We start from the raw sequence: 18,598 nt of genomic DNA, 5'->3' as shown, positions 1-18,598 counted from the left end.
GCGTAAAAATGTTTAATTACTTCACTTAAACACCATTACTTTAATAAATGGTGCCTCGACCCGGAATCGAACCAGGGACACGAGGATTTTCAATCCTCTGCTCTACCAACTGAGCTATCGAGGCACTTATACAGTGCTTATTAAAAACCTAAACAGATTTTTAATGCAATTCCCACCAAACTCTACTGACTTGGCTATCTGGGCGTGCGGCGTATTAAACGAGTTTTGCCCTTACAAGTCAACTTTTTTTTTATTCTTTATAACCGTTTGAACGGTTTTCAAACAACTAACCAGCATTTTCGTTAACACCGTGCATTTATTCAACAAAAGAGTTTAAAAAACGTAGTGAATTATTTTTTTTAGGTGTTACGATTAGTCCATAACTTTCGGTACAGGCTTACCGTTTTAATAATACCACGATAGGAAAACTCATGCAGAGTAAGTTCTCTTCAGCAATAAAAGGCCTACTACCTTTATTTCTAGTTAGTAACCTTATAATAACCACGTTATCTATAGTCGCCTATTCGTTTTACTCACAAGGCAATGCTAAGAACAATGAACTTTCCTCAGCCTCCACCATCGCGGTCACAAAACTTGCTGAAAGTCTTGAACGGCCCATTGTAGAAGCACTGACAATATACGGACAAGACAAAGTCAAATCACTTTTTAATATTGCAAGCTTACTCAATAATGATTTTAAATATACTCTGCACCGTTTTAATGCCAACAATCAAGCCGAGCTAGTTTATAGTAATAACAACAATTCAATTGCACCTTTAGCCATTAATAAACACATTAAACAACAAGGCATACTGCATCATATTATTTCAGTGGATGGGCAGATCATTGCTGAACTTATTATTGAGCAAAAACAACCTTTAACTTTACCTTCGCCCCAGAATTCACAAATGAATGCCTATTTTGCCGGTATTGCTGCTCTAATAGCGCTGTTTGTATTAGCCATAGTGTTTAATAAGTACATTAATAAGCGATTACACAAAAACACCGACTCTCTCACTCAAGAACTCAAAGCAATTACACAAAATGATAATTATCAAAGCACCCTTAATGAGCAGCTTGAAGGGGGATTAGAAACTGTGGCTCAACAAATTAATTTATTACTGAAAAAAGTAAGCATGGTTCAAGCTGACGATCAAGCTGCACAAAAAGAATTAAAAAAGCTTCAAACAAGCCTTGAAACAGAAGTACAAAGCAGAACCTTTGAATTAGAAAAACAAACCCAAAAAGCGTTAAAAGCCAGTGAAACTAAAACCACCTTTTTAGCCACCATGAGCCACGAAATAAGAACACCTATGAATGGTGTTATTGGTACTATAGATTTACTACGCCAAACAGAGCTCGATGGTGCACAGCAACGTTTAAGTACTATTATTCGTGAATCTGCATTTTCGTTACTGAGTATTTTAGATGACATTTTAGATTTCTCTAAAATTGAAGCTGGAAAGCTCAACATAGATCCAGTTCCATTTTCTGTTGCAGATACAATAGAAGAAGTCGCCAAGGTTTTATCATCGGTTGCTAAAAATCGCCATCTAGACTTAGATTTATCAATTGCCCCCGATATCCCCAACAACCTTAAAGGTGACTCCGTCAGAGTGCGTCAAGTGCTATATAATTTATGTAGTAATGCCATTAAGTTTACCAGCACCAATGGTAAAACGCAGGGCAAAGTAAGAATATCAGTAGAAGTAGCACATAACACCGCCGATCACTTTACATTACTTTTTTGCGTAAGTGATAATGGTAAAGGAATGAGCCAATCTCAACTAAGAAAAATCTTCAACCCGTTCACTCAAGCAGAAAACTCAATTACGCGAGAGTTTGGTGGCACGGGACTTGGTCTTTCGATATGTAAAAGCTTAACAGAGCTTATGCTTGGTACTATAAATGTAACAAGCCATGAAGGTATTGGTAGTGAATTTACTGTCGAGCTGCCTTTTTCCACCGCAGGTAAAACTGAATTTGCCCACAAAAATACACTCAATGGCAAACATGTCATTGTTGTTAGTAGCAACGCTGAACGTAGCAAAGTCATTTATCGCTACTTGTCATTTATGGGCGCTAAGATAACTTATGCTTACGAGCAAAAAGATATAGAAACTCACCAAGATACTAAAGATATTATCTGGGTTGTTGATGGTATTGATGATATGAGCAATATTAGCACTTTGCTAAGGAGTTTACTTTACTCGCTAGAAGACAATAATCAGCAAATGGTAGTGTTAAGTAAATTAGATGAAGCGGTAATTAATCATAAAAATATTTTTTATATTAATGCCTCCCCATTGTGTAAATCTAATTTTATGCTTTCAATTTTGGTAGCTGCCGGCTTATATAAACCTAAGCAAATTAAAAAAGCCAAAACTATGAACCACTACCTAAGTTCAGAAGAAGCGCTCGCCGCAAATAGGCTTGTGTTATTGGTAGAAGATAACTTATTAAACCAAGAAGTACTGACCGAGCAGTTACATATACTAGGGTATAGTGTAGAAGTGGCGAATAACGGTGAAGAAGGCATAGAGATGTGGCGTAAAAATAGCTATTCGCTCATTCTAACCGATTTACATATGCCGAAAATGTCTGGCTACGATATGGTTGAAAAGATTAGAGAAGAAGCAGCACTGTTAGAATCAATCGATGCCCAACCTTATATTATTGCTGTCACTGCCAATGCGCTAAAAGGCGAGAGAGAGCGATGTTTAGCAGTGGGTATTAACGACTTTATCACTAAACCTATTGAGCTAAATGCACTAGAAGACACATTAAAACAATGGAGTGACTTATACAGCAAACAACCGAAAAAAGTTAGTTCGGCTGAAAAGCCAGTTATACCTATTGATATGGAATCGGCAAATAAGTATATAAATGGTGATGACGCTAAAATAATCCGCTTTTTTAAAATGTATTTAGAACAAAGCCAAGAACAAATTAAAGTGATTAACTTTGCAGTATTACAAAGCAATCAGGCGGATGTTGTAGCAGCTTGTCATCAATTAAAATCTATATCAAAAACAGTAGGAGCTAACATTGTTGCTGATTTAGCGCAGTCATTTGAAGATAAGTGTAAGAGCGATGAGATAAATGCTGATGAGTTAATTGAAATGAGAGATGAACTCGAAATTGAATACTCAAAAGCAGCACAGTTCTTAAAAGAACAAATTAGAAATAATGAGGAACAGGACGAACTTGTTTAGCTAAGATCGTATGTTTCTGAGAGCGTTATTATGACAATAAAAAAGGGCTAATAGCCCTTTTTTAGTAATTTTACATAAACAGAGGTTAATTTATTTTTCTACTGGCTTATAGCCTTCAATCTCAACCTCTTTACCTTCGAATAAAAAGCCAACCATTTGCTCTTCTAAAAAAGTACGATGCTCTGGATCCATCATGTTTAAATGCTTTTCGTTGATCAGCATCGTTTGCTTATGCTGCCATTGCCCCCAGGCTTCTTTAGAAATATTATTAAAAATTTTCTCACCAAGTTCACCAGGGTATAACTGAAAACCAAGCCCTTCGGCCTCTTTTTGTAACTTTTGACAAAATACTGTACGTGCCATGATTGTTCCCCTAAACGCTAAATGCCAATAGTTTAACCTATTGGGCTCATTTGTTTAACCAACTTTTTAGTCGGTGCCGCTAACCCTACTTCTATTGATTGATCGAGTGGATACCACACCAGCTGCTTGTCGTTGACTACATCAGGGGCTTTCTCAATATTCAGTACATGTGGGTTAATCGTAAGCTCAAAATGTGAAAATACATGAGTAAAAGGTACTACTTCATCAAGATCACTTTCAAGCCCTTGTTGTGCTAAAAAAGTTTCAAGCTCGCTGTACTCATTAAATTCAAAAAATCCAAATAATCCGCCCCAAATACCGCTGTTTGGGCGTTTTTCCATAAGCACTTTGTCGTTATGTTTAATAATTAACTGGTGGCAGCTTTTTTTAGGCACTACTTTTTTAGGCTTAGAGTGAGGAAATTCCTTAACTTTACCAGCGTTAAACGCACCACAGCGGCTATTTAATGGGCACGCCTCACAATCAAAACGACTGCGCGAACACAAGCTTGCACCCAAATCCATCATAGCTTGGTTAAACTCGGTCACATTATTTTTAGGCGTGAGTTGTTCGCTTAAATGCCAAAGCTGATTTTCTACCTTTTTGACCCCATACCAACCTTCGACCATAAAAAAACGAGCAAGCACTCTTTTAACATTGCCATCAAGAATAGGGTGATGCTGCCCCAAAGATAATGATAAAACAGCACCGGCAGTAGAGCGCCCTATTCCGGGTAAATCCATTACTTCTTCAAGCGAGCTAGGAAACTGGCCTTGGTACTTATCCCGAACTATTTTAGCCGTTTTATGCAAATTGCGTGCACGAGCGTAATAACCTAAACCTGTCCAATGATGCAGAACCTGATCTTCATCAGCATTGGCTAAAGCAATAATATCGGGAAAGCTTTGCATAAACTTTTCAAAATAAGGAATAACAGTAACAACCTGAGTTTGCTGTAACATCACCTCAGATACCCACACTTTATAAGGCGTTTTAGCTAATTGCCATGGTAACGTTTTGCGTCCATAAAGATGATACCAATCAACCACTTGGTTAGAAAACCAAGCTGACTGCTGTTTTTTTAAATCCAACATATTTACTTTTTTACTAATGCTTAATGGCGGCTCAGTCTATTGGAGTGACTGAAAAGATCAAGCTATAACGCCCTAGTGCTTGTCAACCTAGCGCCGGTCAGGGATAATATGCAACCATTTTTAAACACATTGTTTTGTCAGGCCAATAATATGAGTGAATCAAGTAACAACAACCTTGAGCAAGCTAAGCAAGAAGGTAAGTACATCCGCACTATTCGCAGTTTTGTAAAACGCGAAGGCCGATTAACCAAAGGTCAAGCTGCTGCAATCGAAAAGTGCTGGCCAACAATGGGGCTTGAACACAAGAACGGCCTACTTGATTTAAGCGAAGTTTTTGGCAACAACAATGATGTAGTGCTAGAAATTGGTTTTGGTATGGGCAAGTCACTGGTTGAAATGGCAAAAAATGCACCACATCTTAACTTTATTGGCATAGAAGTTCATCGCCCAGGCGTTGGCGCATGTTTAATGGATGCTGATGAAGCTGGCGTTACTAATCTTCGTGTATTTGAACACGATGCAGTAGAAGTTCTTGCTGATTGTATAAGCGATGAAAGCTTATCAACTTTACAGTTATTCTTTCCAGATCCATGGCATAAAAAGCGCCATCATAAGCGTCGCATAGTACAAACTGAGTTTGCTGAAAAACTGCGTTCTAAATTAAAAATCGGCGGCGTATTTCACATGGCAACCGATTGGGAAAACTACGCAGAGCATATGTTAGAAGTGATGCAAGCAGCCCCTGGTTACAAAAACCAATCAGAGACTAACGAATATGTTCCTCGTCCTGAGCTACGTCCATTGACTAAATTTGAACAGCGTGGTCACCGTTTAGGCCATGGCGTATGGGATTTAATGTTCGAACGAACTAAGTAACCGTTAATTAAATAATCAAGTAAGGTAAAGCCATTTATGAGCGTATTAACCAATCCGAGCCTACTATTACTTCGCAACAGTGAAGAGTTGAAGGGTAAATCAATATTGGTGGTCAACTTTGTTCAAGATGGCTTTTTAAATGGGCTTAAAACGCTCAACCCACAAAGTAAAATAACCGCTTTTAGTTATAACCACGCTAATGGTGAATTTGCAAAGAACATATCAGGTATTGATGTAACCGTTAATCATACTATTGATGCGGGCGATTATGATTTGGTGATACTTTATTACCCTAAATCTAAACCTGAGCTGTTAATGGCGTTAGACAACATACGCGCAGTGATAAGCAAAGATGCAGAGCTACTAGTCGTTGGCGAAAACAAGAGCGGTGTTAAGTCAATTGAAAAGCAACTCGCTGGTAAGGCTGAGTTTAGTAATAAAATAGACTCAGCAAAACACTGTGTTTTATATTCATTTTCCGAACTTACTCTTAATAGCGCGTTTGATATTAGCACTTACCATAAAGAGTTTACGGTATGTGTGAGCGATATTGAGTTTACAGCAGTCAGTATTCCTGGTGTGTTTAACCATGGTGCGCTAGATGCTGGAACGAAAATGCTACTAGAGAATGCTCCTAACTTAAAACACGGGAAAGTACTTGATTTTGGTTGTGGCGCGGGACTTATTGCTACTTTTTTAGGGCTAAAAAAATCCAGCACTGACATTTATCTGTAGTGACGTAAGTGCACTTGCTGCCTATGCAACAACGCAAACCCTGAAGCTAAATAATGTAAACGGTGAAGCCATACTCAGTGATGGCTTAAATAGTATTACTGGCAAGTTTGATTTAATTATTAGCAACCCGCCATTTCATACCGGGATTGCAACTGACTACAGCGTTGCTGAATCTTTTTTAACGCATGCAAAGCAACATTTAACTAAGGTAGGCAAACTGACCATAGTGGCAAATAGCTTTTTAAAATACCCACCTATTTTAGAAACTCAATTTGATAGCTACCACACAGTGTTCAAAAACAACAAGTTTGCCGTATACAGTAGCTAAAATAAGTTATTAATATCCTGTCAAAACATAAATATGGGCTGTATTAGCCACATATTTATGTTTCATCAGTAGATTAGCTAAAAATAAAAAGTGTAATTAAGCTAATCTTTTTACTTCACTTTTTTCTGTTTTTGCTAAACTACTACCTATTAGATTCACAATTGACACGGATGACCTTCTCGCAATGCCCAAAACTGTAGAGCAAAATAGCATTCGTAGCATATTGTTTAAAACCATCATGCTTATAACAGCTATCTGTTTGTTATTATCGCTTTCAATTTCTACCTATTTAAGTGCGCAAGAGCAAAAAAAGCAGCTCATTAGCAAACTTGTCTTGGTATCAGAGATCATTGCATTCGACGCGATGCCCTCATTACTAAATAAAAATAGGCCTGCAGAAGAAAGACGTTTGAAGCTGCTTCAACAAGTATCATCGGTTACAAACTTACATATTTATGCGCTAGATGAGCAAACAAGAAAACCAGTATTTTTTACCAGTTTTAATGCCCGAAAATCGCCACCTGTACCAATCAAAACAGACAGTATTAACGACTTTATAGAACCCCAAGTAGGTGATGAGTTTATTGAATACATTACTCCAATACTCAATAATGACCAGTTACTGGGTTATGTGTATATTAGGAGCAGCTTGGATAACTTAAATAAGCTTATCACTAAAAAAATTATAATTGATATTGCCATTATCGCTTTAATACTTATTTTTATCTCTTTGATTATTTTAAGGCTACAAAAAAGGATAGCCAGCCCCATAGAAAACTTAAGCTTGTTACTGCAAAACATAGCTAAAAATCATAACTACTACGCCCGGGCGCCTTTAACAAACTTAACTGAAATAACCCGGCTTTCTAATAGCTTAAATGTAATGCTGGCGCGAACACAAAGACAAATAGAGCGCCACGAAGAAGATAAAAAAGAAATTAAGCTACTAAACTCAAATCTTGAAGAAAAAGTAAGTCAACGAACCATCGCGCTCAGAGAAGCAAATAAAGAGTTGCTATCTACACTTGAAAAGATGCACCAATACCAAACTCAAATTGTTGAAAATAAAAAAATGGCTTCATTGGGGCAAATGGTGGCAGGGGTTGCCCATGAGGTAAATACACCAATTGGACTTGGTATTACAGGCTCTACTTTACTGCGAGATAAACTCGCAGAGCTACAGGTTAATTTTCATAATAAATCATTAACAGCGAGTCAATTCGAGCAATTTACTAACGATGGTATCGAAAACTTAGACTTAATATATAGCAGCTTAAACCGCGTTGCAGAGCTCATTTCTAACTTTAAAAAAGTTGCGGTGATCAAAGACGATGAAATAACCAGTACTGTTAATTTACAACAACTCATAAACGATACGCTACTGTCTATGGGGCAGGAGCTAAAAATTAAAAACCCTAAAGTTCTTATAAATTGTCCCCCAGATTTAACCGTTGAAAGTAAAAAAGGGCCACTGCAGCAAGTATTCCATCAGCTTATTTTAAACTCACTACTTCACGGGTTTGTAGCTGGCGGTGACAACGAAGTGCAGATTGATATTGTGGCAACAAACACACAAACACAAATTACCTACACCGACAACGGCCTAGGTGTAGAGAGCAACATAAGAGCGAAAATTTTTGACCCCTTTGTTACCTCAAAACGCGGTCAAGGAGCCAGTGGATTAGGCATGCATTTAGTTTACAACTTAGTGACCCAGGCTTTGGCTGGAGAAATTGTGTTAGATACTGAGTATCAATCAGGAGCACGATTTATTATTACGCTATTTTAAAAAGTGAAATAAATCCGTTGCCTGCTCTTGAATTACGACTTTATGACCATACTAAGACAGCACTCATTGAACAGTTGTATCATTAATGCTGTATTTTCACACAATTAATGAACTTAATTGTGTTTAACATATCACATACATTGATGAAAAATTGTAAAGTGATATAATTTCGTTTTGAATTAGTCTGATTATTTTAAGTATCTTTAGGTGGTTGATGGATGTATCAATTATTAAAGGGAAATGGCTTCGACTTTATAATTCAAATTATACATCCAACGTTAAGTATCAATTAAGCCGCGGTTTTTAATAATACGTCAAAGTAGGTTAGGGCGCGCAGCTGTTTTTATCTAATTTGTTTTTACTTGTTAACATTTAGATATAATCCTATAATTCTAGTAATCGGTTTTGATGATCACACCGATTTTAAAATAAAACACACTCCAAAAAGGTTAATTAAAAATGCAAACGCCAGTCATTCTGATCGTAGAGGATGAAGACGTAACTAGACTAAACCTCGTTAGTTTATTTGAAGCCGAAGGTTACAAAGTTATTGAAGCCATTGATGGCGATGATATGCATGATAAGCTTACAAATAACGATGACGTCAATCTTGTAGTTATGGACATCAACCTGCCAGGTAAAAACGGGCTTATTTTAGCTCGCGAATTACGCCAAAAACGCAAAGTTGGTCTTATTTTCTTAACAGGCCGTGACAACGATGTAGACCGTATTTTAGGTCTTGAAATTGGTGCTGATGACTATATTACTAAGCCTTTCAACCCGCGTGAATTAACTATTCGTGCTCGTAACTTAATTACGCGTACTGCATTAGGTGGTGAAGAATCAGCTATTGAAACAAATGGCGTGATCACCTTTAACGGTTGGGAACTTGACGAAAACAGTCGTTGCCTTACTTCTCCAAACGGAGACGCAAAGCGTCTACCTAAAGGCGAATACAGAGCACTGCGTTTAATGCTTGACTCTCCAGGTCGTATATTTAGTCGTGAGCAGCTAATTAAGCACATGACTGGCCGTGAGCTTCGCGCTAACGACCGTACAGTTGATGTTACTATTCGTCGTATCCGTAAACACTTTGAAAGCGACAACTCAACGTCTGAGTTAATCAGCACCATTCATGGTGAAGGTTACCGCTTCATTGGTAAAATCGACAGCTAATTAGTTTTTATTCTAATTGTTGTAAAAATAAATGAAGGGCCTGTTGTCCTTCATTTATTTTGTCTGCTAATTCATCAAGCCAAACTGTTAATACTTCATCACTTTGCTCCAGCGCACCATGCTCCATTTGCTTGGCATGCAACTGCACATCATTCAGACCGACCGAACCTGCGGCACCTTTTAACTTATGCGCAACGGATTTGTATTCTTCTCTGTCTGCTGCTTTTAATGACGCTAATAGCTCTTGTTGATACTGCGGATTTAGCTTTGCAAACAGCTGACTGCTGCGTTTAAATACTTCAACGCCCATCGAATTTACAAAGTCTTCAATGGTTTCAACATCTAACAAGTCAGTATTTATTTGATTTAATAACTCTTGATTAACTACTCGTTGAGGAGCCTCGGTTTGCGCTTGTTTAATACCAAAGAGTTCAGCGAGCATATTATCTAACTTACTGGTGTTTATTGGTTTAGCTAACGCTCCTTGAATAGAAATTCCCTCAAGCTCTTCTTCAGCACTGCGAACATTGGCGGTAAGTGCCACAATAGGTAGCTGATCAAAATGGCTTTGTGCGCGTATTTGCCTTGCTACTTCATCACCATTAATATCTGGAAGCTGCATATCAAGCAATACTAAATCAAGATCATCTTCGGTCTCTACAAACGATAAAGCATCTTCACCCGTTTCAGCCCACAGCACTTCATGCCCACGCTGTTCTAATAGGTTAGTTGCGATTTCAGCATTAAGTGGTACATCTTCCACTAATAAAATATATAAGCTACGTCCCACATAACTATGCTCGGTAGGTGCACTACATAAATTCAGCGGAATTTGTACGGTAAAGCAGCTCCCTTCTCCGGGGGTGCTATTAACAGTTATAATGCCTTTCATAGCACTTACTAACGCTTTTGTTACAGCTAAGCCAATACCCGATCCAATTGCATTAGTCCCTTTAAGATCAGGCGCTTTATAATACATATCAAAAATACGGGTAAGTTGTTCTTGCGGGATCCCTTCACCGGTATCAAGTATTTTTATAATAAGCCATGGGCCATCTTCGCGGTTTTCTCTACCGCAATCTAAGGTGACACTGCCCTGTTGGGTAAATTTAACCGCATTATTAATTAAGTTCCACACCACTTGGCGTAAACGTGTGGGGTCAAGTAAGGCGTATATATCAAGCATGCCCGAACGCTTCACTTCAAAGGAAAGCTCTTTTTGCTCAGCAATAAGGCCTGCAAAGTTAACCACATCATTGATAAAGTCAGACACATTAATTTCGTTAGCGGCAATATCTAACTGCTCACGGTCAATTTTATCTAAATCTATAATATCGTTAAATATGTTACCCAGCGTTTCGGCGCTTGAAAATACCGTATTACACCAACTACGCTGCTGTTTATTAAGCTCAGTATCCAATAGCATTCTGGTTAAACCGACGATACCATTGAGCGGAGTACGCAGCTCATGGCTTAATGTGGCAATAAATTTCCCTTTGTCTTTATAAGCAGTCTCCAGTGCCTGCGCGGCTTCTTTACGACTGGTAATATCACGACCAAAAGCGAGTAAACCTATGTAATCGCCCTGCTCATTGATAAAGGGAAGTTTTCTGAGTTCAAACCATCTTATCTCACCATTTACAGAATACTCTACATCAATAGTTAAACCTTGATGAGTCCGTTCAACTTGCTCATCGGTTCTGAGTACTTCAGATAAAAAGTGACTTGGAAATATTTCTTCTGCGGCTTTACCAATTAATTCGCCACTGGTTTTGCCCATCACCTCTTCAAACATTTTATTACAACCAGCAAATACCCCGTTGTTATCGCGGTAATAAAATAAATCTGGCGAGGAGTCGACAATTGAGCGCAGTAACATGCCTTGTTGGGCGAGCTCTTGTTGCGTTTTTTTACGCTCTGCAATTTCACGTCTGAGCTCTTCTATTGCTCTATGCTTGGCGTGAAAGGCCATTTTACGTTCGTCAATTTCAATGTTTAAACGATTAATATTGTCTTTGAGGGTTTGATTTAAAAGCTTTTCTTGTTTTGTGGCACTATCTAAATAGGCATAAGAGGCATCAAGTTGCCGAATAGAGTTAAGCAGTACGCTAATCACCAAAGGAGAAACAACTGAGGTAAAAAATACCACAGCGAGTATATCAACTAAGTTCACTTCCCCTATGGCAACATAGTAAAACATACTCGATAAAACCAGCGATACCGTCAGTAATAATGCATAGCAAATAGCTGCAGTTTTAAACTCACCAAAACGAGTTATTGAACTGGAAAGAACTCGAACCCACGGGTTCAAAGAAGAATCAGTCATATATCAGTTTTTCTCTTAGCTAAAGCTAAATGCTTAGTTTTTATAAGTAAGTATGATTAAAGGCTAATTTTAGCATTTTCTATCAGCTATTTTCATGTTGTGCGACAAAAACAATAAAATTTCATGTTTGCTGTTATTTGCTGCATTTCAGCAACTCTTTATTTAGTGTAATATGCGGCGTCTTAAATATTGCAAATAACGAGTAACGTATCATGCAAACGACTATGCCAGATATTGCTAACACGGCTGCCGCATTACAAACAGGTAAATTAGACTGGGTAGGTATGGCCGATATAGAGCTGCCTTTTATTTTTGAATCTCTTGATTTAGCTCCAGTTACCGTTAATGCAAAAGCACGCGCTTTTGTTAACTTACACCAAGAGGATGCTAAAGGCATCCACATGTCGCGTCTGTTTTTAGCACTTGATCACCTCTCAACTGAGCAACAGGTCAACCCACACACCTTAGCACAAGCATTAGATACCTTTATCACCAGCCATGAAGGCTTGAGCGATAAAGCACAAATCGAATTTAAGTTTGAATTACCACTGCGCCGTAAATCATTGCTCAGCGGTAAAGCGGGCTGGAAAAGCTACCCTATTGTACTTACTAGTACCATAAATCAAGGTGTCATTAGTTTTGAACTCAGTGTTGATGTTACTTACTCATCAACCTGTCCCTGCTCTGCAGCCCTTGCTCGCCAACTGATCCAAAATGCGTTTAGCGAAAAGTTTGCTCAAGAAACACTAACTCAATCTGAGGTTTTAGAGTGGCTTGGAACAACTCAAGGGATTGTCGCGACCCCGCATTCACAGCGCTCTATTGCCAATGTTAAAGTTAAACTAGCGAATAATATTGAACAGTTTGATGTGGTTAACTTAATCAATCTACTAGAAGATGAGCTTAAAACACCAGTACAAGCCGCGGTAAAGCGTGAAGATGAACAAGAGTTTGCTCGCTTAAATGGTCAAAACCTGATGTTTTGTGAAGATGCAGCACGAAAGATTAAAACCACCTTAGAAGCAAAACAGTATAGCGACTACTTTTTACAAATTAATCACTATGAGTCTTTGCATGCCCATGATGCAGTTGCGATTGCAGTAAAAGGTATCGAGGGCGGATACACAGCACTTTAAATAACAACGGTAACTAAAATAGCCATAACAACTATTTGGGCACATAACTTGCTTTAGAAAAGCAGTGTCAATTTGTTGTTATGGAGTTACCGTATGGAATTCGCTTTATTATTAATATTAGTGCTAGTTGTTGGGGCATCAGTGGTTGCGTCAAAATTTAATGATGATGGCGGAAACCCTTATCCTTTTACTCGTAAACAAAGTGTATTTACCCAAGTAGAAGGGGCGTTTCTGGGCTTATTAGAGCGTGCTGTTGGCGACCAATATAAAATTGTTAGTCGCGTTAAACTAATCGATGTGATTGACTGTAAACAAGGTCTGTCTGTTAAATCTAAACGTGCGGCAATGGCTAAAGCAAAAAATAAACAGCTCGATTTTGTGCTAGTAGACAAAGAAAAAATGACCATAGTGGCCGCGGTTGACTTAGTCAACAACGCCAACAAAGATGGCCACAAAGCACAACGTGATTGGTTTGTTAATGGTGCATTAGAAGCAGCTGGCATTCCGCATATTCGTATGAAAGTGAAGTCAGGTTACCGCCCAAGTGAAGTTCGCGATGCTATTATGTTTAAATTAGGTAAGCCAGCTAAATCACAACCTGCACGCCCGACTCGCGCAAGAGTACATAAGCCAGCAGTATTATCACCTTCTCAAGCAAAAGCACATTCCACTGCCCTTGCTGAAATATAACTATCGAATTACAAGCAATCTATTAAAGCGAGCATTTTAAATGGCTCGCTTTTTTGTTTTTTATAGCTGACTTCACGTATAATCAGGCTATTCAAACTTAGGAATTTAACACTATGAATGTTGGTATTATTGGCGCAATGGAGCCAGAAGTTAAAATTTTGCGCGAGGCGATGCAAAATCCACAGATTTTAACCAAAGCAGGCTTTACGTTTTATACTGGTGAGCTTGCGGGCAATACCGTTACTTTAGTGCAATCAGGCATTGGTAAAGTTGCTTCAACTATTGCAACCACTTTACTTATCGATAACTTCAAGCCTGATTGTGTTATTAACACAGGCTCTGCCGGTGGTTTCGACCCTTCACTTAACGTTGGTGATGTGGTGATTTCATCAGAAGTTCGTCATCACGATGTAGATGTAACAGCGTTTGGTTACGAAATTGGTCAAGTACCACAAATGCCAGCAGGTTTTGCAGCGCACCCTAAGCTAGTAGAAGCCGCCGAGCAAACAATTGCACAAATCAGCGAAGTAAAAACGCTTGTTGGTTTAATTTGTACTGGTGACTCATTTATGTGTGACCCTGTTCGCATTGAAAAAGCACGCAGTGACTTCCCTACAATGCTGGCAGTAGAAATGGAAGGTGCATCAATTGCACAAACGTGTTTTGCACTTAACACACCATTTGTTGTTATTCGCTCAATGTCTGATATTGCTGGCAAAGAGTCACCACAGTCATTTGAAGAGTACTTAGAAACAGCCTCTATTAATTCATCAAAAATGGTGGTGGCATTACTAGAAAAGTTAACGGCGGTTACGCTGTAAATGCTCAATAATATTGTTCAAAATCATTTGGACTTTATTGTATTTATTTGTGCGCTCCTAGCTGAGCGCTTTTTACCTTTAGTTAGCTGGTATCACCCTAATCATATACTTTCTGCCATTTTTAACGCGATTGGTCAGCGTATTTATAAAAAAACAGACAGCAAACAATATCATTATTTAGCCGCTTCACTGGCAAGCACCCTTGTTTTAGCTGTTATTATGATTATTGTGGTTTTACTGCTGCAGTTTGCCTTTTACCCTGAACTGCTATCCGGTCTTATTTTATATTTATGCTTAGAAAGCACTAGCCTGAATAAAAAAGCGATCCGCATTGCGAAATTAACCAAAAAGAATCAAAAATCGACTGCGCGAGAATTATTAAAACCACTAGTAGCCCGTGAAGTTAACGCACTTTCAAACCCTGGGGTTATTAAAGCGGTCATGGAAAGTGTCATACTGAGAACAGCACGCCATTATTTTGTAGTTATTTTTATTTTTTTACTATTGGGCCCCATTGCCGCTCTCGCCTACCGTTTACTTACCTTAATCCAACAAGCATGGCGCACTGATATAGCCCCCGACAGCTCTTTTTTGACGCCACTTAAACTCGTTCTTTTTATTGTTGAATACATTCCCATGCGGTTACTCGCGCTGACAATAGCGTCACTTAAAGCCAGTAAAAAAAGCATGCACTATATTAAGCATTATGGCCGTCATTTTTATCAAACCAATACTGGCTGGTTACTTAGTGTGTGCTCTGCATCTTTAGGAGTGCAACTTGGTGGGCCTGCTATTTATAGTAAGCAGCGTTTCAATAAAATGCGGGTCGGTGCTGAGCGCCTGCCAAGTGCCGATGATATGCCAAAGCTACTGAACACCCTAAATCAAGCCCGATTTTTTTGGCTACTCGTTATTGTTAGCGTTGAAATTATAAGGGCCGTTCTAACTGTTTAATCAGTCATAAAAAAACCAGCCGAAGCTGGTTTTTATACTTTATAAAGTTTTAAGCTACGGTAATATTTGCAAACTTACGTTTACCTACTTGGTAAATAGCGGTTGTTCCTTTTGCTACTTCCAATTTGGTATCGGTAATTTTTTCTTCGCCGTTAAGCTTTACAGCACCTTGCTTGATCATACGCATAGCTTCTGAAGTGCTCGCTACTAATCTCGCTTCTTTTAGCAAGTTAGCAATTAAAATCGTGCCTTCATCAATATTTACTGTCAGCTCTGGAATTTCATCAGGTAGTGCTTTTTTCTGAAAGCGCTGAATAAAGTCATCATGAGCAGCCTGTGCGTCTGCTTCACTATGGAAACGTGCAATTAACTCTTTCGCTAATTCAATCTTAATATCGCGCGGGTTAGTGCCTTGCTCTACACGCTGTTTTTGCGCTGCAATTTGCTCAATAGACAAACCGCTTAGCAAATCATAGTAACGCCACATTAATACATCACTAATTGACATGATTTTACCAAACATGTCGCTAGGCGTATCAGTAATACCTATGTAGTTTCCTAGTGACTTTGACATTTTCTGAACGCCATCAGTCCCTTCAAGTAAAGGCATCATTAGTACGGTTTGTGGTTTTTGACCTTCATCTTTTTGCAGCTCACGACCCATTAGTAGGTTAAAGCGCTGATCAGTACCACCTAGTTCAACATCAGACTCAAGTGCGACTGAATCCCAGCCCTGCACAAGTGGATATAAGAACTCATGGATTGCGATAGATTGGCCGCCAGCATAACGCTTTTTAAAATCATCACGCTCAAGCATACGCGCCACAGTTTGGCGAGCGGCTAATTTTATCATTCCCGCCGCGCCCAATGTTTCCATCCACGTAGAGTTGAAAGCAACGGTTGTTTTAGCTGGGTCTAAAATTTTGAAAACCTGCTCTTTATAGGTTTCGGCATTAGCAAGCACATCATCACGAGTCAGTGGCTTACGGGTTACATTTTTGCCCGTTGGATCGCCAATCATACCGGTAAAGTCACCAATTAAGAAAATAACCTCATGACCTAAATCTTGAAAGGTTTTCATTTTGTTAATTAGTACAGTGTGACCTAGATGCAAATCTGGAGCCGTAGGATCGAAACCAGCTTTAATTTTTAGCTTTTTCCCCGACTTTAATTTTTCAACCAACTCATCTTCAATTAATATCTCTTCTGCACCGCGTTTTATCTCTGCTAGAGCGGTTTGTAAATCCACTGTGTGTTACTCCAAAAAATTCTGACAACGAAGGGGTGTAATATGCTCACGATTTATTGCTAGCGCGTTTTAACAAAGCAAATAAAACTATTTAGCTAACATAACAAATTTCCACTTAATTAGAACAACTTTTTTAACTAATCGCAGCACCGACTAAAATGCAGGGTGTACGTTCTAAAAAGGGATATAAAAGAGCGATTAATAATACGCTAAAGGTATTTATAAAAACCCAAAAAACAGTTTATAAATTAATCACTTCTCGCTATTAAATCGTTTTAAAAGCTAATTTAACATTACGATGAAAAAGCAAAGTATCCAAGAATATAAAATAGTCCGAAAGTTCAACTTTAAACACAAACAGCCTGAATACCCTATGATTTTAGCTTAATTTAACGCGAGTTTAAATCTACAAAATACTAGTATTCACAGATTATTCGTTATATCCTGCAATATAATCTATTTATTATCTTGACAGCAGAAAAAGGCACGTTATGGTCCACGTGGTTAACACGCTCCCCAAAAAACACAAAATGCTCATTCTAGGTTTGGTTTCTGCTATTGTTGCCTTAGCTTTTTTACCTTCTGAAAAAGCCACTGCATCCAAAGACAATAGCGAGAACACGCTAGAGATTGGTAAGCGCTACGAATTACAAATAAAAGTAGGTGAAAACGAAAAACTCACCGACTTAAATTCAGAGCAAGCAGCGCAAAAACTTCCAGAGTACGATTTTGTCGATCACCTTGTTAAAAATGGTGACAATTTAGCGATCATTTTTAAGCGCGCTGGTTTTTCTGCGCAAACGCTTTATAAACTTGTTAATACCAATGCTGAAACACGTAAGCTAACCAAAATTCACCCAGGTGAAACACTAAGCTTTGCAACTGCAGAAGATGGCTCGTTAGCTCAATTACGTTATGTTATTTCTAAAACAGATACCTTATTTGTCACCCTAAATGACGAAGGCCAATACGACACTTCAATTGACAGCAAAGAAATAGAAACACTGAGCAAAACCGCACGTGGTGAAATTTCTAGTAGCTTTTGGACATCGGCGATCGCAGCAGGTTTAAGTGAACGCCAAATAATGAACTTTGCCGATATATTTGGTTGGGACGTGGATTTTGCAAATGACATCCGTAAAGGTGATGAATTTGGCTTAATTTATGAGTCTCATTTTGTTGACGGTGAATTTATTGGCACTGGTAAGATCATTGCCGCTGAATTTATAAACCAAGGTGAACGTTACACAGCAATTCGACACACAGACGGTAATTTTTATACCCCTGAAGGTCGCAGTATGAAAAAAGCCTTCTTACGTGCACCGGTAAACTTTAAATATATCAGCTCAAGCTTTAATCCTCGCCGCTTACACCCTGTTACAGGACAAGTAAAAGCACACCGAGGTATTGACTACGCCGCGCGTACAGGCACCCCGGTTGTGTCATCGGGTAATGGTAAGGTGATCAAAGCGGGCTACAGTAAATACAATGGTAATTACGTATTTATTAGCCACGGTACGCAGTACGTTACTAAGTACTTACACCTTAACAAGCGTCTGGTTAGAACAGGGCAAAAAATCAAACAAGGCGAGAAAATTGGTACTGTAGGCTCAACAGGTCGAGTAACTGGAGCGCATTTACATTATGAGTTTTTGGTTAACGGTGTTCACCGTAACCCTAAAACCGTGAAATTACCTAAATCTGAGCCATTACCACGCTCAGAGCTTGCTAAGTTTAAGCCTATTGCTGATAACTTTATTGCGCAACTTGAGCGTAATCGTGAACTTCAATTGGCACTTAAATAAAGATCTTAATGGTTAAATAAAAAAGACCTTTGCAGGGGTAA

At 38.7% G+C, this 18,598-nt stretch carries 13 protein-coding genes, 1 tRNA gene and 1 pseudogene; 10 read left to right on the top strand and 5 right to left on the bottom strand.

Annotated elements, in window-relative coordinates; all coding sequences use genetic code 11:
- Positions 1-48: 48 nt before the first annotated feature.
- A tRNA-Phe gene (locus P20439_RS08915) sits at positions 49-124 on the bottom strand.
- 307 nt (positions 125-431) lie between these two features.
- Here P20439_RS08915 and P20439_RS08910 point away from each other — a divergent pair.
- Positions 432-3,215, top strand: a complete 2,784-nt coding sequence (locus P20439_RS08910) for an ATP-binding protein (RefSeq protein ID WP_008466284.1) — start codon at positions 432-434, stop codon at positions 3,213-3,215.
- 90 nt (positions 3,216-3,305) lie between these two features.
- Here the strand turns inward: P20439_RS08910 and P20439_RS08905 are convergent, their stop codons facing one another.
- Positions 3,306-3,578 carry an oxidative damage protection protein gene (locus tag P20439_RS08905; RefSeq protein ID WP_008110439.1) on the bottom strand — a complete coding sequence of 91 codons (273 nt, stop codon included), beginning with the start codon at positions 3,576-3,578 and terminating at the stop codon, positions 3,306-3,308.
- Positions 3,579-3,610: 32 nt separating this feature from the next.
- Positions 3,611-4,672 (bottom strand): A/G-specific adenine glycosylase, encoded by a 1,062-nt coding sequence (gene mutY, locus P20439_RS08900; protein ID WP_008110440.1) that lies wholly within the window; start codon positions 4,670-4,672, stop codon positions 3,611-3,613.
- Positions 4,673-4,822: 150 nt separating this feature from the next.
- Here mutY and trmB point away from each other — a divergent pair, with 150 nt between their 5' ends.
- From trmB to arcA, 4 genes and pseudogenes are all read left to right on the top strand, one after another.
- The gene (gene trmB / locus P20439_RS08895) at positions 4,823-5,548 is read left to right on the top strand and encodes a tRNA (guanosine(46)-N7)-methyltransferase TrmB (RefSeq protein ID WP_036933398.1); all 726 of its coding nucleotides are present in this window, start codon (positions 4,823-4,825) and stop codon (positions 5,546-5,548) included.
- A gap of 36 nt (positions 5,549-5,584) precedes the next feature.
- Positions 5,585-6,611: pseudogene (locus P20439_RS08890) on the top strand (methyltransferase).
- A gap of 184 nt (positions 6,612-6,795) precedes the next feature.
- Positions 6,796-8,400: an ATP-binding protein gene (locus P20439_RS08885; RefSeq protein ID WP_008110443.1), complete on the top strand. Its 1,605-nt coding sequence runs from the start codon at positions 6,796-6,798 to the stop codon at positions 8,398-8,400.
- Positions 8,401-8,859: 459 nt separating this feature from the next.
- Complete coding sequence (arcA, locus tag P20439_RS08880; protein WP_008110444.1) at positions 8,860-9,576, top strand: two-component system response regulator ArcA; 717 nt, start codon at positions 8,860-8,862, stop codon at positions 9,574-9,576.
- Between the two features lie 7 nt (positions 9,577-9,583).
- Here arcA and arcB read toward each other — a convergent pair whose 3' ends face one another.
- Entirely contained in the window at positions 9,584-11,902 is a 2,319-nt protein-coding gene (gene arcB / locus P20439_RS08875) for an aerobic respiration two-component sensor histidine kinase ArcB (protein WP_008110445.1), read from the bottom strand.
- A 212-nt stretch (positions 11,903-12,114) separates the two neighbouring features.
- Here arcB and folE2 point away from each other — a divergent pair, with 212 nt between their 5' ends.
- From folE2 to P20439_RS08855, 4 genes are all read left to right on the top strand, one after another.
- Positions 12,115-13,038 (top strand): GTP cyclohydrolase FolE2, encoded by a 924-nt coding sequence (gene folE2 / locus P20439_RS08870; protein ID WP_008110446.1) that lies wholly within the window; start codon positions 12,115-12,117, stop codon positions 13,036-13,038.
- Between the two features lie 93 nt (positions 13,039-13,131).
- Positions 13,132-13,728 (top strand): DUF2726 domain-containing protein, encoded by a 597-nt coding sequence (locus P20439_RS08865; protein ID WP_008110447.1) that lies wholly within the window; start codon positions 13,132-13,134, stop codon positions 13,726-13,728.
- Positions 13,729-13,841: 113 nt separating this feature from the next.
- A complete protein-coding gene (gene mtnN / locus P20439_RS08860; RefSeq protein ID WP_008110448.1) occupies positions 13,842-14,549 on the top strand; it encodes a 5'-methylthioadenosine/S-adenosylhomocysteine nucleosidase in 708 nt (235 codons plus the stop codon).
- Positions 14,550-15,503, top strand: a complete 954-nt coding sequence (locus tag P20439_RS08855; protein WP_008466276.1) for a cobalamin biosynthesis protein — start codon at positions 14,550-14,552, stop codon at positions 15,501-15,503.
- Between the two features lie 49 nt (positions 15,504-15,552).
- Here the strand turns inward: P20439_RS08855 and tyrS are convergent, their stop codons facing one another.
- Positions 15,553-16,752, bottom strand: a complete 1,200-nt coding sequence (tyrS, locus tag P20439_RS08850) for a tyrosine--tRNA ligase (protein WP_008466274.1) — start codon at positions 16,750-16,752, stop codon at positions 15,553-15,555.
- A 491-nt stretch (positions 16,753-17,243) separates the two neighbouring features.
- Between tyrS and P20439_RS08845 the strand changes: the two genes are divergently transcribed.
- The gene (locus P20439_RS08845; RefSeq protein ID WP_008110453.1) at positions 17,244-18,557 is read left to right on the top strand and encodes a peptidoglycan DD-metalloendopeptidase family protein; all 1,314 of its coding nucleotides are present in this window, start codon (positions 17,244-17,246) and stop codon (positions 18,555-18,557) included.
- Positions 18,558-18,598: the final 41 nt, after the last annotated feature.

This window comes from Pseudoalteromonas sp. BSi20439, from assembly GCF_000241165.1.
Lineage (GTDB): Bacteria > Pseudomonadota > Gammaproteobacteria > Enterobacterales > Alteromonadaceae > Pseudoalteromonas.
This window is presented reverse-complemented; position numbering and strand designations above follow the sequence as displayed.